The sequence below is a fragment of the Tateyamaria sp. genome, from assembly GCF_059783535.1.
This window is the reverse complement of the sequence record NZ_JBYNDP010000102.1, coordinates 1-13,489: the sequence shown is the minus strand read 5'-3', so window position 1 is coordinate 13,489 and position 13,489 is coordinate 1. Positions and strand designations below refer to the sequence as shown.

The following is a 13,489-nucleotide window of genomic DNA, read 5'->3' as shown; positions in this document are numbered from 1 at the left end:
AGTCCATGCCTCTTTATGAGCATGTGATGATTGCCCGTCAGGACCTGTCGAACACACAGGCCGAGGGTCTCATCGAACATTTTGGCACCGTCCTCGCCGACAATGGCGGCACCCTCGTTGATAACGAGTACTGGGGTGTGAAGACGATGGCCTACAAGATCAACAAGAACCGCAAGGGCCACTACGCCTATATGCGCACCAATGCGCCGGCACCTGCGATCCAGGAAATGGAGCGCCTGATGCGTCTGCACGACGATGTCATGCGCGTTCTGACGATCAAGGTGGACGAGCACGCCGAAGGCCCCTCGATCCAGATGCAGAAACGTGACGAACGCGACAGCCGTCGCGAGCGCCGCTAAGGAAAGGGAGCTAAACCATGGCTGCAAAACCATTTTTCCGCCGTCGTAAAGTGTGCCCCTTCTCGGGCGAGAACGCACCCAAGATCGACTACAAGGACACGCGCCTGCTGCAACGCTACATCTCTGAGCGTGGCAAAATCGTGCCGTCCCGTATCACCGCCGTATCGGCCAAGAAACAACGCGAGCTGGCCCGTGCCATCAAGCGCGCCCGTTTCCTCGCCCTGCTGCCCTACGCCGTGAAATAAGGAGCGACTGACATGCAAGTTATCCTTCTCGAACGTGTGGCCAAGCTGGGACAGATGGGCGACGTCGTGGACGTCAAGCCCGGCTACGCCCGCAACTACCTGCTGCTGCAGAAGAAAGCGCTGGTAGCATCGCCCGCCAACATCGCTGACTTCGAGTCGCAAAAAGCGCAGCTGGAAGCCCGCAACCTGGAAACCAAGAAAGAAGCCGAAGCTTTGGGTGAAAAGCTGGATGGCCAGCAGTTCATCGTGATTCGTCAGGCGTCTGACGGTGGGAACCTGTATGGCTCTGTCACACCCCGCGATGCCGCGGACGTGGCGACCGCCGAAGGTTTCACCGTTGACCGCAAGCAGGTTGTGATCCCCAACCCCATCAAGGAACTGGGCCTGCACGACGTGCACGTGACCCTGCACCCTGAAGTCGACGTGGTTATCCAGCTGAACGTGGCCCGCTCGGAAGAAGAAGCCGAGTTGCAAGCCTCGGGTAAATCGATCCAGGAGCTGGCCGCCGAAGAGGAAGCCGCTGCCGAGTTCGAAATTCAGGAGCTGTTCGACGACATCGGTGCAGCCGCATCGGAAGACGAAGAGCTGGCCGAATCCGCTGGCATCGCAACCGAAGAAGCGCCTGCCGAGGAAGAAGAGCCCAAGGCCTGATCCGCCTTCGGATAGAAACACGCAAGCCGCGTCCCGTTGGCGCGCGGCTTTTTCTTTGCTTGCCCCGTTTGACGTTTGCCAATTGCGTCGCCAAGGTGCGCGCATGTTGCGACGCCTATGCCTTGTTCTGTTTGCACTTGCCGCCTGTGATGACGCAGAACTGGGGGGCGACCCTGCCACAATTGTCATGGCCCCCCGCCCCCAACCTCAGACAGAGGCCGAGATCGCCTTTGCCGCCGACCTGTTCAACGGGCTCCAGGCACAGTCCATTGATGAGGGGCGCGAATATTGTGGATTGATTGGTGTTGATGCCAGTGGCGCCTACGTCGCGACAACCGCCCGCCGCGGCGGAACCTCGACCTGCCTGCCGCCTCTGTCCGCCGGGTCCAACATTACCGTTCTGGCCTCCTACCACACCCATGGAGCCTATGATCCAGAATACCTGACCGAGATTCCGTCCTATGATGATATCCGAACGGACATCGAGGATGGCACCGATGGCTATGTCGCCACGCCCGGCGGTCGTCTGTGGTATGTGGATGCCCGGGCCAAAGAGGCCCGGCTTGTCTGTGGCGCGCGATGCCTGGTGAGTGATGCGGATTTTGAGGAAGACCCGGAATTTCCGGTGCGGTCGCGATATTCGTTGCAGGATTTGAGCTGGTTCTGAGGCGCGGCTTTTGCGGCATTGGGGAACACACAGGATCAAGATAGGACGGTCACGTGGCGCTTTGCGTTTTCGCTATTAATCCGCACAGTGTGATGGCACGCCAAAAAGGTGGTAAAGTCGCGCCTACGGCCAAACTCCGGAACAAGGATCATGCAGTATGATTGCCTACATCACTGTTGGTGTTGACGACATCGCTCTTGCCGAACGTTTTTATTCTGCGTTCCTGCCGGCCCTCGGGTACCGGCTGGAGGAGTATCATGGAGATCTGAGTTACGCGCTGCCTGTGCCTCCGGGCCAGTCTCCGGTGTCGCCGGAGTTTTACGTCAAATCACCATTCGATGGAGGGTCAGCCACGGCCGGGAACGGGACGATGGTGGCCTTCGAGGCGCGCGATCAAAAGCAAGTGCGCGACCTTCACGCGGCAGCAGTTGCCGCTGGCGGTTCTGACGACGGGCCGCCGGGTTTCCGTGCGATTTATGGGCCAAATTTCTATGTCGCCTATCTTCGCGATCCGCAGGGCAACAAAATCGCATTGTTTTCCAGCAACCCGGACGAGCCGAGACGCGACGGATAGCGCGGGTTTAACGCCTCGCTGGTGGGTATTTGTGGATCGTGGCGGCGCGTTCTGTTGCACTCCGCCACGACCCTTGTCCAAAACCAGCATCCCTACTCTGCAGGGATTGCGTCGCGCCGGGCGTGCGGCGGAACCTCGCACGCACTGTCATCTTGCCGAGGGCGCTTCGCTGACAAGGTCAGACCGACTGACAGAGCGGCAACACCCAAGCCGATGACACCGGCAAATGTAAGCGTCTCGCCGAAAAGCAGCCACGCCATTACCATCGTTACCGGAGGTGACAGGTAGGTCAGACTGGCCACACGCGGAGCTGGCATCCGGCGCAGCAGGACAAACATCAGACCGTATGCCGCCAACGAGACGACGACGGCCAGCCACACGATGGCAAACACCAGATTGCCATTCCATTCGGCCTGCAGCCCTTCGATACCGACCGCTAAAGGCGCCAAGACCAACAGAGATGCGAGGCAATGCAGGAAGGTCACCAGCACCAGAGGTGCCTCGTTTTCGTTGCTGACGGTCGCGCTGCGGTCCACAAGCGACGCGATGGTGATCGAGATCACCGCAAGAAATGGCAAGGCATAGGCCAGCAAAGCACCACCGAGTGCGATACCATCCCCGATCACGATGGCCACCGCCACAAGACCCAGGCCCAAACCAAGCCATTCGCGCGTGGCGACCCGTTCTCCGGTCATCCGGGCGGAGAGCGCGCCGGTCATGATCGGCTGCAATGCCGTGATGAACGCCGCCAGCCCTGCGGACAAGCCCAGATCAATCGCACCCAGCACCGCAGCCAGCCATCCCGCATGCGCCAATGCACCGACGACCATATGCCTTGCGACCACCCTGCGTGGCATCCGTTGCCATTGCCGCAGGATGCTGACCAGAACGCCCAGGATCACCACAACCAGGAGGTAACGCCAAAACAGGATCGTGAATGTTCCTGCGTAGTCGAGGCCAAATTTGGCCCCGACAAACCCTGAACTCCAAAGCACGACAAAGAGCGTGCACAGGACAGGGACACCCATCATGCGCGAGCTCATCTCGCGCCCCCTTGCCCTTCGACAATGCGCTGGAATCCCGCCAGATCGTCCAACTCCATATAGACCTGTTGGAAATGCCGAACGCCTTCCCCGTCATCGAAGGCGTCCCGCCCGTGCAGCACGCGGTGATTGTTGATCAGCAGGATTTCACCCGGCTCGCACCGGTAAGACAGGCGGTTTTCAGGCGCATTCACTCGCGCGGCCAAGGCGCGCCAGGCATCATACCATTGTGGCACCAGATCAAAGGGCACCGTGCGCAACGGCTGCACTGTCCAGTTGGCATAGCGCAGGATGGCCAATTCCCCCGCATCGTTCAGGATCACCGGCGGGAATTGGGACAGCGTGTCTGCTTTCCCGGACCACAGCCGGAACTCCACGTCATGCTTGGTCAGAATGTCGAGCGCCTCGGGGTTTTCATCGCGCAGTTGCGCCACGACCTGCGCGCCATCGACATATTGAGATGCACCGCCTGCCACATCGTTCTGCAGGCAGTGGAACACCATCACGTTTGGCGGCCATGAGTAGCCCGAACAATCCGTGTGAAGCGGCAATGCGGCATTGGTAAAGCCCAGCGTGTAGGGATCGACGCTGACCCGAATGTTGGCGACCCGATCGAATGCGATCTCTCGGACGTAGGCCAAATGCTCGGCAAAGCGCTCCACCTCGCCCTGTTCCGTTGGCACATCTTCCATGCGCACCAGACCGAAGCGTTGGAAATCGGCGATCATCGCGGCTGCCGCGTGCGGATCGTTCATCACGTCCCGGTAGGAAAAGCAGCGCAGTTTTTGGGTATACTCTGCACCCCAGGGCTGGGGTTTGACCCGAGATGTGGCGCCGGGCAGATCATAAGCATTTTTGGCCAGCCATGCGGGGTCAAAGACACTGTCGGTGTCGTCATCCGTCCACTTGATATGAAGCCCGCTGTTCGTGATCTCGACCTGTTTGGCGCCCAGGTTGGCAGGAATGGTTTCGGTCAATGCCTTGCGTTCCCGCGTGTTGATGTCGAACCGCTGATCCGAGCGGCAATTGTCGCGCAGCCACTGATAGTGGAACCGCGACATGCCGCCCTTGGCCCAATGGACGGTCAGATGATCCGTGTTCAGGTCTGTGGCGATGACGCTTGGTGAGGAGAAGTGCGTGTCGTGCTTACCCATTGGAAACCTCCTTTGTTGAGCTGTACCCATAGAATTGGAGCACCTCGGGCTTTTCAGAAGATGTGGTTTATGCGAACCTCCTTTGCGTAAAACGCAAAACCTTGCAGATCGCGAAAGAGAGGGTCCGTGGACCTCATCGGTGACTTGGAACTCATGCAGGATCTTGCCGAGCTTGGCAGCTTTTCGGCTGTGGGCCGTCAAAGATCGCAGGCCGCGTCGAGCATCGCGCGCCGTCTGGATCGGCTGGAAGCCCATGTTGGTGAACGGTTGTTCAACCGCGCACCCACGGGGCTTTTCCTCACGGCTGCTGGTGCGCGCAAACTGGTGGACGCACGGGAACTGACCGCTGCTGCCGCAGCCTTTGCCGAGCGCCACGATGAAAACGACCAGCTTGGGGGCCACATCGTGGTGTCGGCGCCTTCCCGGTTGGGCGAGGTTTGCATCGCGCCGATCGTCGGTTCGTTCCTTGAAACACATCCAGCCGTATCAATTGACTTGCATCTGACCGACGCCGTTCAGGATCTGGACCGCGGGCGCATTGATCTGGCCGTTCGGATCGGAGGCACTTCGGAGAACCATCACATCATTCGCCGGATCGCCAACAATCGCAGAGCCCTTGTGGCCGCCCCTACTTACCTCGAACAGCGCGGACCGATAACAGCCGTCGAAGATTTAGACGGTTGCGATGGGTTGCTTTTGGGAGATGCGCCCTCTTGGCGACTGCTGGGCCCTGGCGGTCGCACCTACCTTGCCAAGCCGCGGGCACGGCTCAAATGCGTCTCTGGCGATATCGTTCGGACGATGTGTGTTGCGGGACTTGGTGTGGCGCTCAAATCCTATTGGGACGTTCAGGGGGCGCTTGCCGAGGGCGCGCTGGTGGAAATCCTGCCGGATTGGACCCAAGCGAACCCTGCGGATGTGACGATCGTGATGCCGGATCGCAGGTTGACCTCGCCAACCCTGCGCGCCTTCCGTGACATGCTTGAGAGGCGGCTGAAATCCATGTTGGCCGTGCCCGCAGCATAGTCAGACGTCGGATTACATTCTCCGGTGTGGCAGGCGCCAACGTACCGCCGGTCAGCGCCGCTGCACATATGTGCCTGAGCCGAACCATGATCGCGTTTGGGCGTTCATCAATCATGCTCGATCATTGCGGCGGCAAGGCCGGCCGCCACCACAAGATACTGTTGCGCCCACGCAAAACGAAAAAGGGCCACGCCAAGTGGCGCAGTCCCAAAATACTTGTAGGAAAGACGATGCCTTAGTCTTCTTCTTCCAGCGCTTCGACGGCCTTTTGCAAGTCGTCCTTGCTGACATCCTTGTCCTTCACCGACGCGTTTTCGACGATGTGGTCAACCACTTTGTCCTCGAACAGCGGGGCGCGCAGTTGCTGCTGCATCTGCTGGTTCTGCTGCACGAATTCAAAGAACTGGCGTTCCTGACCCGGATATTGGCGCGCTTGCTGCATGATGGCTTGGCTCATCTCTGCATCGGTCACTTCGACCTCGGCTTTCTGACCCAGCTCGGCGAGCAGCAGGCCAAGGCGCACACGGCGTTCGGCCAGCGTATTGTGCTCGTCTGTGGCTTCGATCTCGGGGTGGTCGTGCCCTTCGACGTCTGGGTTTTCCTCGTGCCACAGCTGGTGCGCAATCTGCTTGGCTTCCGCGTCCACCAGCGAAGGCGGCAGATCGAATTTGACGATGTCGTCCAGTTGATCGAGCAGCGAACGCTTCATGACCGCGCGTGCCGCGCCGCCATATTCGCTTTCCAGCTGTTCGGTGATCCGTGATTTCAGACCGTCCAGATCCTCGGCACCGTATTTCTTGGCCAGTTCATCGTCGATCTCGGCCGCAACGGGTTCCTTGACCTCTTTGATGGTGCAGTCAAAGACCGCTTCTTTACCTTTGAGGTTCTCGGCCTGATAGTCTTCGGGGAACGTGACCGTCACGGCCTTTTCCTCGCCTGCCTTCGCGCCAACCAGTTGGTCTTCGAAGCCGGGGATAAAGGAGTTGGAGCCTAGCACCAGAGGGTAATCTTCGGCAGCGCCACCCTCGAACGCTTCACCGTCAACCTTACCGAGGAAGTCCATGACGACCTGATCACCGTCTTTGGCCTTGGAGCCTTTCTTGCGCGCTTTGAAGTCCTGCGCGTTTTCAGCCAGCGACCCAAGGGTTTCTTCGACCGCGGCGTCGTCAGCCTTCACCACCAGACGCTCCAGCTTGATCTTGCCAAGGTCAACCTCGGGGATCTCGGGCAGCGCTTCGTAGGACATTTCGACATGTACGTCGTCGCCTTCTTTCCAGTCCTCGTTGGTCATCTTGACCTCAGGCTGCAATGCGGGGCGATCGCCGCTGTCTTCAAAGTGCTTGTTCATGGCGCCGTCGATGCTTTCCTGCATCGCTTCGCCCATCAGACGCTGGCCAAACTGCTTTTTCAACAGGGCCATGGGCACCTTGCCCTTGCGAAAGCCCTTCATCTCGACTTCGGGCTGTGCCTCGGTCAGTTTCTCGTTGACCTTGTCGTCCAGTTCGGCGGCGGTCACGGTGATGGCATAGCCGCGTTTCAGCCCTTCGTTCAGCGTCTCGGTGACCTGCATGTGTGCTCCCATAGCATTAAAGCCCCGTCCATGGGGGCTGATCGGAAATTCGCGCCCTTCTATGCAGCGCGGATGCGGTGTGCAAGGGGATTGGCGCATGTCACGTGAAATTGGATGAATTGGACGCGCTGCCCGGATTGATCTGCAAGGACCTGCAACTCCTGTGAGCCGCCATAAGGCAGCTTCACAGCATCTTTCTTGGTGCGGGCGGGGAGACTCGAACTCCCACACCTTGCGGCGCCAGAACCTAAATCTGGTGCGTCTACCAATTCCGCCACGCCCGCAACTCCGGCCCCTTTAGCAAAGCAATTGAAAGGATGCGAGACGTATTTGCGCAAAAACAACGCGACATTAAGGGCGTGTTCAGGTATTGTGACCGTAACCTAGAGGCAGGTTACAGAAAGAGACGCCATGAAACCGAATACGGTCGGGCGCGAAACGGGCGCAACGATGCCCCCTTTGCGCATTGATATTGCACATGTCGGGCTTGTGTCCGGCACCCTTATCCTTACAGCGGACGGTGAAATTCCGGTTGAGTATCTCTCGGCTGGTGACAGGATCATCACGCGGAACGCGGGCCTTGCGCCACTGAACGCAAGCCAGTCCTATCGCACAACCGACGAGGCGGTGAAGATCGCCGCGGGAGCGCTGGGTGACACCAAGCCCACCCACAGTGTCATCATACCCGCCGCTCAGATGGTGCTTGTGCGCGACTGGCGCGCCAAGGCCTTGCGCGGGGCAGCGCAAGCGGTGATGCCAGCCGGGTGCCTGATCGACAACGAGTTCATCACGTCGCTGGGCCCACGCGAAATGACATTGGTACGGCTTGGTTTCGAAGCACCCCACATCATTTATGCCGATGGACTGGAACTGTCGGTACCGGCGATGACCGTGGCGGGTGCCGCAGCAGCCTAAACGCCCAAGTCACGCAACACTTGCGGTAACATCTCGGGCAGATCCTCGGCGATCAGGCCCGGGCCGAACCTGCGCGCGCATTCGGCATGCAACCATGCCGCCGTTCCGGCTGCGGCCATTGGTTCAAGCCCGCGGGCCAGCAGGCCCGTGATGAACCCGGCCAAGACGTCCCCCGCCCCGGCTGTGGCCAGCCACGGTGCTTCACGGCCATAGGCCCCCGCATGGACGGAACAACGCCCGTCGGGGTGAGCGATCACCGTGTTATGTCCTTTGAACACAACCACCGCACCGCACCGTGCCGCGGCGTGCCGCGTCGCATCCGCTTTCGAATAGGCCGGTCCCTGATCCGGCGTTGCCTTCAGTCCTTCTGCAATGTCGGGAAAAAGGCGCGCGAACTCCCCGCCATGTGGGGTGAGAACCGCATTCTCGTTCAAAGCCTCCATTCGCGCGGCGTTCTGGGCAATGAGCGTCAGGCTATCGGCGTCAAAGACCACCCGGCGCGTGAAACGAAGATGTCCCTCATTCAGTATAGCATCCAGTAGTGCGGCCGCTGGATCATGCAGCCCGAGACCGGGCCCAAGACAGAGTGCATTTATACGTTGATCTTCCAGTATGGCGCTTAACGCATGTGGGTCGCTTACGCGAGTGAGCATCAAGGCCGTGATCTGTGACGCCACCTCCATTTGCGCAGACGGCGGCACACCCAATGTCACCAGACCCGCACCAATCCGCAATGCACCACGGGCGGCCAGACGCGCGGCCCCGGTTCGCCCTGCGCCCCCGGTCAGGATCAGAGCATGCCCGTGGTCGAACTTGTGCTGGAACCTATGCTTTTTGACGTTCGCACGATCGATTTCGGCAACGTCCACGAGGCGGACCAATTGCGCGTCTGCGACCTCGGCTGGCAGGGTCTCGTTCAGTCCAATGGGCTTGACCCGGACGACGTCCGGCGTGAAGGGGAGGTTCATGTAAACGCCAACTTTGGCGCGATGAAATGTGACGATCAAGTCGGCGACCAAAGAAACGGGACCGATCTGTTTGCCACTGTCGGAACAGATCCCGGAAGGCACATCGATGGCGACGTTCCTGCTGAACATACGGTCCGCAAGCTGCAGCACCTGCCATTGGAACACATCCTGGAATTCAGCAGGCAAGGCACGCCTTAGTCCGGTTCCGAACCCGCCATCCACAAACAGATCCATGGTTTCGAACGGGGCGCTCATTTCGCGCATGTCGGATATCTGGCCCACCTCGCGCCACCGCTCGCAATTGGTTTTTGCATCCGGTGGAAGCTCTTCTGGGTCGCCGTAGAGGAACACATCAACCGTCCAGCCTCGGTCAGCCAGCAATCGCGCCACGACGAACCCGTCGCCACCGTTATTGCCCGGCCCGCAAAGAACCACAGCCCGGCGCGCGCCCTCACTCAGTTCCGGCCATTCCTCGAAGACAGCCTCAACCACGCCGGCTCCGGCGCGCTCCATCAGCTCGAGGCCAGTCACGTCTCCCGACTCAATTGCGGCCTGTTCAATTGCCCGCATCTGGGCCGCCGTCAGTAGCTCGGTCATGCGCAAATCCTCAAAGTTTTCAAAATGCATAAAATTTGTGCACGTTGCATAGTTTGAGGGCGCACGCCTCACAATCGCGTCTCATCACGCCCAATCTCTACAGCATGCCATGGACGCCCCAAACCACAAGTGGTCCACCGCCAACACAAGGCGCGACAAAGGGAGGCAGCCCCATGAAAAAGATCGAAGCTATCATCAAGCCATTCAAGCTTGATGAAGTCAAAGAAGCACTGCAAGAGGTCGGTGTTCAGGGTCTGTCGGTGATCGAGGTCAAGGGATTTGGTCGCCAAAAAGGCCACACAGAGCTCTACCGTGGCGCTGAATATGTTGTCGACTTTCTGCCCAAGGTGAAAGTCGAGGTCGTGCTGGACGATGATCAGGTAGATGTCGCCATTGCCGCCATCGTCGACGCTGCCAAGACCGAGAAAATCGGTGACGGCAAGATTTTCGTATCACCCATCGAACAAACCATTCGCATCCGTACCGGCGAGACCGGCTCGGACGCGCTCTAAACTCTACCCAAAGACAGGAAGGACCAATAGGAATGGCCAACCCCGTTCTCGATCTCATCAAGGAAGAAGGCGCCGAGTACGTCGACATCCGCTTCACAGACCCACGTGGCAAGCTGCAGCACGTGACCGTCATGGCCGACCAGGTCGATGAAGACTTCCTCGAAGAAGGCTTTATGTTCGACGGCTCGTCCATCGCGGGCTGGAAATCGATCGAAGCCTCCGACATGAAGCTGATGCCCGACCAGGCCAGCGCCTATGTCGATCCGTTCTATGCCGAAAAAACCATCTGCGTGCACTGCTCGGTGGTCGAGCCCGACACCGGCGAAGCCTATGATCGTGACCCGCGCGGCACAGCGGAAAAAGCGGAAGCCTACCTGAAATCCTCTGGCATCGGCGACACTGCCTTCTTCGGCCCAGAAGCTGAGTTCTTCCTGTTCGACGACGTGCGTTTCTCGAACTCGATCAACAAGGTATCCTACGAAGTTGATGCAACAGACGCATCCTGGAACACGGACACCGAGTACGAGATGGGCAACATGGGTCACCGCCCCGGCGTCAAGGGCGGCTACTTCCCCGTGAACCCAACAGACGAAAGCCAAGACCTGCGCTCCGAGATGCTGTCCACCATGAAGCGTCTGGGCATGAAGGTCGACAAGCACCACCACGAGGTGGCGTCCTGTCAGCATGAGCTGGGCCTGATCTTTGACAGCCTGACCAAGCAGGCCGATGAGCTGCAGAAATACAAGTATGTCATCCACAACGTCGCTGCCGCCTACGGCAAGTCGGCCACGTTCATGCCGAAACCCATCGCGGGCGACAACGGCACCGGCATGCACTGCAACATGTCGATCTGGAAAGACGGCAAGCCCCTGTTCGCTGGCGACAAGTATGCTGACCTGTCCGACGAAGCCCTGTACTTCATCGGCGGCATCCTGAAGCACGCGAAAGCGCTGAACGCCTTCACCAACCCGTCGACCAACAGCTACAAGCGTCTGATCCCCGGTTTTGAGGCCCCAGTGCTGCGCGCCTACTCGGCCCGGAACCGTTCGGGCTGCGTCCGGATCCCATGGACCGAGTCGCCCAAAGCCAAGCGGGTCGAGGCCCGCTTCCCCGATCCGTCGGCCAACCCCTACCTGTGCTTCGCAGCCCTGCTGATGGCTGGCCTCGACGGTATCCAGAACAAGATCCATCCGGGCGAGCCTTCGGACAAGGACTTGTACGACCTGCCACCAGAAGAGCTGGCCGGCATCCCGACCGTTTGCGGAAGCCTGCGCGAAGCGATGGAAGAGCTGGAAGCCGACATGGACTTCCTGCTGGCCGGTGACGTGTTCACCAAGGACCAGATCGAAGGCTATATCGCGCTGAAGATGGAAGAGATCGAAACATACGAGCACACACCGCACCCGGTTGAGTTCGGCATGTACTACAGCTGCTAAGCAGCTAGTCGATCAAAAAGACTTTGAAGGGGCGTCCGCAATGGCGCCCCTTTGTCGTGCACGGAGCCAGGCCGCGGAGACCCGTCACGTTGCCCAGGAACCATTTTGTTTTCGGCATATTTGATCCATGATGGCGCGCAGCCTTGGGCGGTACATTTCAGCAAAAATTGCATGCCGCATCATGGTTCAACGACCGTCGGCCCGCCACGTGGTACTGCATCACGCCAAGATCGGCGATGACTTGCTCATATGACATCTCGGACGCTCCAAGGTCCTGAATTCCTTACTTGCATCCCCTATCTGCAGTCGGGACTATGTCAGCATTACAGAGCTATTTTACCCAGGTGAACATATTATGACCACGACACAGTTTTGCTTGCGCGTCTGTATTGCAGCATCCGCCATTATGGGGTTGCACCCGATCCTGACGCACGTCGCCTAAACACCCAACAAGGTTGATTTTGAAAACCAGGCGCGTGCAGGTTACCCTGCACGCGTTTTGCAGGAGAGCTAACATGCCTTTCAAACAGCGTGCGCGCAGCCTATTTGCCGCAGGACTCATTCTGACAGCTGGCACGGGAATGGCGTTGGCCCAGTGCGGAAACACATCAGCCGGTTTCGAAAATTGGAAGACCAGCTTTGCGAATGACGCGCGAAAAGCCGGCGTGCGATCATCAGGGCTGCAAGCTCTTGCAAATGCACAATATGCGACGCGCACGATCGCCGCAGATCGCAATCAAAAGTCATTCCGGTACTCGCTTGATAAATTCATGCAGGTCCGTGGCGCAGATACAATCGTTGCCCAAGGGCGCAAGCGCAAAGCCCGCAACCCCGATTTCTATGCAGCGCTCGAACGGCAATATGGCGTGCCGTCTGGTGTTCTGATTGCCATCCACGGGATGGAGACTGCGTTTGGTGGGTTTATGGGTGACAGCTCGGTCGTTTCAGCCATTGTTACGCTGACCTATGATTGCCGTCGTTCGGACTTTTTCGCACCACATGCCATTGGCGCGTTGAAGCTGGTGGATCAAGGATCGATCACGGGGACCACAAAGGGGGCCAAGCATGGCGAGTTGGGGCACACGCAGTTCTTGCCCGGTAATGCTCTAAAATACGGTGTGGACGCGAATGGGGACGGACGCGTGGACCTGTATAACCAGACCGATGCTCTGGCCTCGACCGCCAACTTCCTTCGGCAGAAAGGTTGGAAAGCGGGTCAGGGTTATCAGCAAGGCCAGCCGAATTTCGCAGTCATCAAGCAGTGGAACGCGGCAACCGTCTATCAACAGGCCATCGCAATCATGGGCGCGCGCATCGACGGGTGACGTGCGCGCAGGGCGTCGTGCCTGGCAACACTGCAACGCTCTATCGATACGAAGCTGCTCAATCCGCTTGTCATTGCGGCAGCCACATCATAGATGGTCGGATATAGGGTTCAGGCCCCTGCCCTCCGCGTTTTGGTGAAGCCTGACGATCCGACCCCAATTTCGGTTGCGGGCATGGCAATGCGGAGACCCAACTGCCCAGATCACGCGACCGGAGAACGGAGACGGATATGGACATCCCCCTTCCCTCACGCGCCGCTTTGAAGGCGCAAGCCAAGCGATTGCGCGCGGCCATGAACGATGCTGGCACCCCTTGTACCCATTCTCAGGCGCTGGAAACAGTGGCGCGGCAATGGGGTGCGCGCGATTGGAACACGCTGCACGCGCGGGCTCAGGACGAAAGCCAACACAGCTATCACCCCGGACAACGTGTGTCCGGCCGCTATC

The 13,489-nt window shown here is 59.1% G+C and carries 15 protein-coding genes and 1 tRNA gene; 11 read left to right on the top strand and 5 right to left on the bottom strand.

The genetic code is table 11. The features are described 5' to 3' along the window. The first annotated feature begins 5 nt into the window (after positions 1-5). The 5 genes from rpsF to AC6RA8_RS16760 all read left to right on the top strand — a co-directional run bounded on the left by rpsF (position 6) and on the right by AC6RA8_RS16760 (position 2,496). Positions 6-359 carry a 30S ribosomal protein S6 gene (rpsF, locus tag AC6RA8_RS16780; protein ID WP_500354144.1) on the top strand — a complete coding sequence of 118 codons (354 nt, stop codon included), beginning with the start codon at positions 6-8 and terminating at the stop codon, positions 357-359. Between the two features lie 17 nt (positions 360-376). Further along, positions 377-604: a 30S ribosomal protein S18 gene (gene rpsR / locus AC6RA8_RS16775; RefSeq protein WP_005608650.1), complete on the top strand. Its 228-nt coding sequence runs from the start codon at positions 377-379 to the stop codon at positions 602-604. A gap of 12 nt (positions 605-616) precedes the next feature. Then, positions 617-1,255 carry a 50S ribosomal protein L9 gene (gene rplI, locus AC6RA8_RS16770; protein WP_500354140.1) on the top strand — a complete coding sequence of 213 codons (639 nt, stop codon included), beginning with the start codon at positions 617-619 and terminating at the stop codon, positions 1,253-1,255. Positions 1,256-1,358: 103 nt separating this feature from the next. Further along, positions 1,359-1,922 (top strand): DUF4329 domain-containing protein, encoded by a 564-nt coding sequence (locus AC6RA8_RS16765; protein ID WP_500354138.1) that lies wholly within the window; start codon positions 1,359-1,361, stop codon positions 1,920-1,922. A 157-nt stretch (positions 1,923-2,079) separates the two neighbouring features. Then, positions 2,080-2,496, top strand: coding sequence for a VOC family protein (locus tag AC6RA8_RS16760; RefSeq protein ID WP_500354137.1), 417 nt, complete (start codon positions 2,080-2,082; stop codon positions 2,494-2,496). A 92-nt stretch (positions 2,497-2,588) separates the two neighbouring features. Here AC6RA8_RS16760 and AC6RA8_RS16755 read toward each other — a convergent pair whose 3' ends face one another. Together AC6RA8_RS16755 and AC6RA8_RS16750 are read right to left on the bottom strand one after the other, a co-directional pair. After that, a complete protein-coding gene (locus AC6RA8_RS16755; protein WP_500354135.1) occupies positions 2,589-3,539 on the bottom strand; it encodes a DMT family transporter in 951 nt (316 codons plus the stop codon). Next, positions 3,536-4,693 carry a TauD/TfdA family dioxygenase gene (locus AC6RA8_RS16750; protein WP_500354133.1) on the bottom strand — a complete coding sequence of 386 codons (1,158 nt, stop codon included), beginning with the start codon at positions 4,691-4,693 and terminating at the stop codon, positions 3,536-3,538. Before AC6RA8_RS16750 ends, AC6RA8_RS16755 begins: the two co-directional genes overlap by 4 nt. A 126-nt stretch (positions 4,694-4,819) precedes the next feature. Here AC6RA8_RS16750 and AC6RA8_RS16745 point away from each other — a divergent pair, with 126 nt between their 5' ends. Further along, positions 4,820-5,719, top strand: a complete 900-nt coding sequence (locus AC6RA8_RS16745) for a LysR family transcriptional regulator (RefSeq protein ID WP_500354131.1) — start codon at positions 4,820-4,822, stop codon at positions 5,717-5,719. A 235-nt stretch (positions 5,720-5,954) separates the two neighbouring features. On the opposite strand, the gene tig is transcribed toward AC6RA8_RS16745, so the two are convergent. Both tig and AC6RA8_RS16735 read right to left on the bottom strand, forming a co-directional pair. Beyond that, entirely contained in the window at positions 5,955-7,289 is a 1,335-nt protein-coding gene (gene tig, locus AC6RA8_RS16740; protein ID WP_500354129.1) for a trigger factor, read from the bottom strand. 199 nt (positions 7,290-7,488) lie between these two features. Continuing rightward, positions 7,489-7,573, bottom strand: a tRNA-Leu gene (locus tag AC6RA8_RS16735). 127 nt (positions 7,574-7,700) lie between these two features. Here AC6RA8_RS16735 and AC6RA8_RS16730 point away from each other — a divergent pair. Then, a complete protein-coding gene (locus AC6RA8_RS16730) occupies positions 7,701-8,204 on the top strand; it encodes a Hint domain-containing protein (RefSeq protein WP_500354128.1) in 504 nt (167 codons plus the stop codon). On the opposite strand, the gene AC6RA8_RS16725 is transcribed toward AC6RA8_RS16730, so the two are convergent. After that, positions 8,201-9,769, bottom strand: a complete 1,569-nt coding sequence (locus AC6RA8_RS16725; protein ID WP_500354126.1) for an NAD(P)H-hydrate dehydratase — start codon at positions 9,767-9,769, stop codon at positions 8,201-8,203. The two genes, AC6RA8_RS16730 and AC6RA8_RS16725, sit on opposite strands and share 4 nt — an antisense overlap. A gap of 173 nt (positions 9,770-9,942) precedes the next feature. Here AC6RA8_RS16725 and AC6RA8_RS16720 point away from each other — a divergent pair, with 173 nt between their 5' ends. From AC6RA8_RS16720 to AC6RA8_RS16705, 4 genes are all read left to right on the top strand, one after another. Further along, a complete protein-coding gene (locus AC6RA8_RS16720; RefSeq protein WP_500354124.1) occupies positions 9,943-10,281 on the top strand; it encodes a P-II family nitrogen regulator in 339 nt (112 codons plus the stop codon). 32 nt (positions 10,282-10,313) lie between these two features. Further along, positions 10,314-11,717, top strand: a complete 1,404-nt coding sequence (glnA, locus tag AC6RA8_RS16715; RefSeq protein ID WP_500354122.1) for a type I glutamate--ammonia ligase — start codon at positions 10,314-10,316, stop codon at positions 11,715-11,717. A 581-nt stretch (positions 11,718-12,298) separates the two neighbouring features. After that, on the top strand, positions 12,299-13,042 hold the full coding sequence (locus AC6RA8_RS16710; protein ID WP_500354142.1) for a lytic murein transglycosylase: 744 nt from the start codon (positions 12,299-12,301) through the stop codon (positions 13,040-13,042). 230 nt (positions 13,043-13,272) lie between these two features. Next, on the top strand, positions 13,273-13,489 hold a 217-nt coding region (locus AC6RA8_RS16705; protein ID WP_500354121.1), incomplete at its 3' end, for a glyoxalase superfamily protein.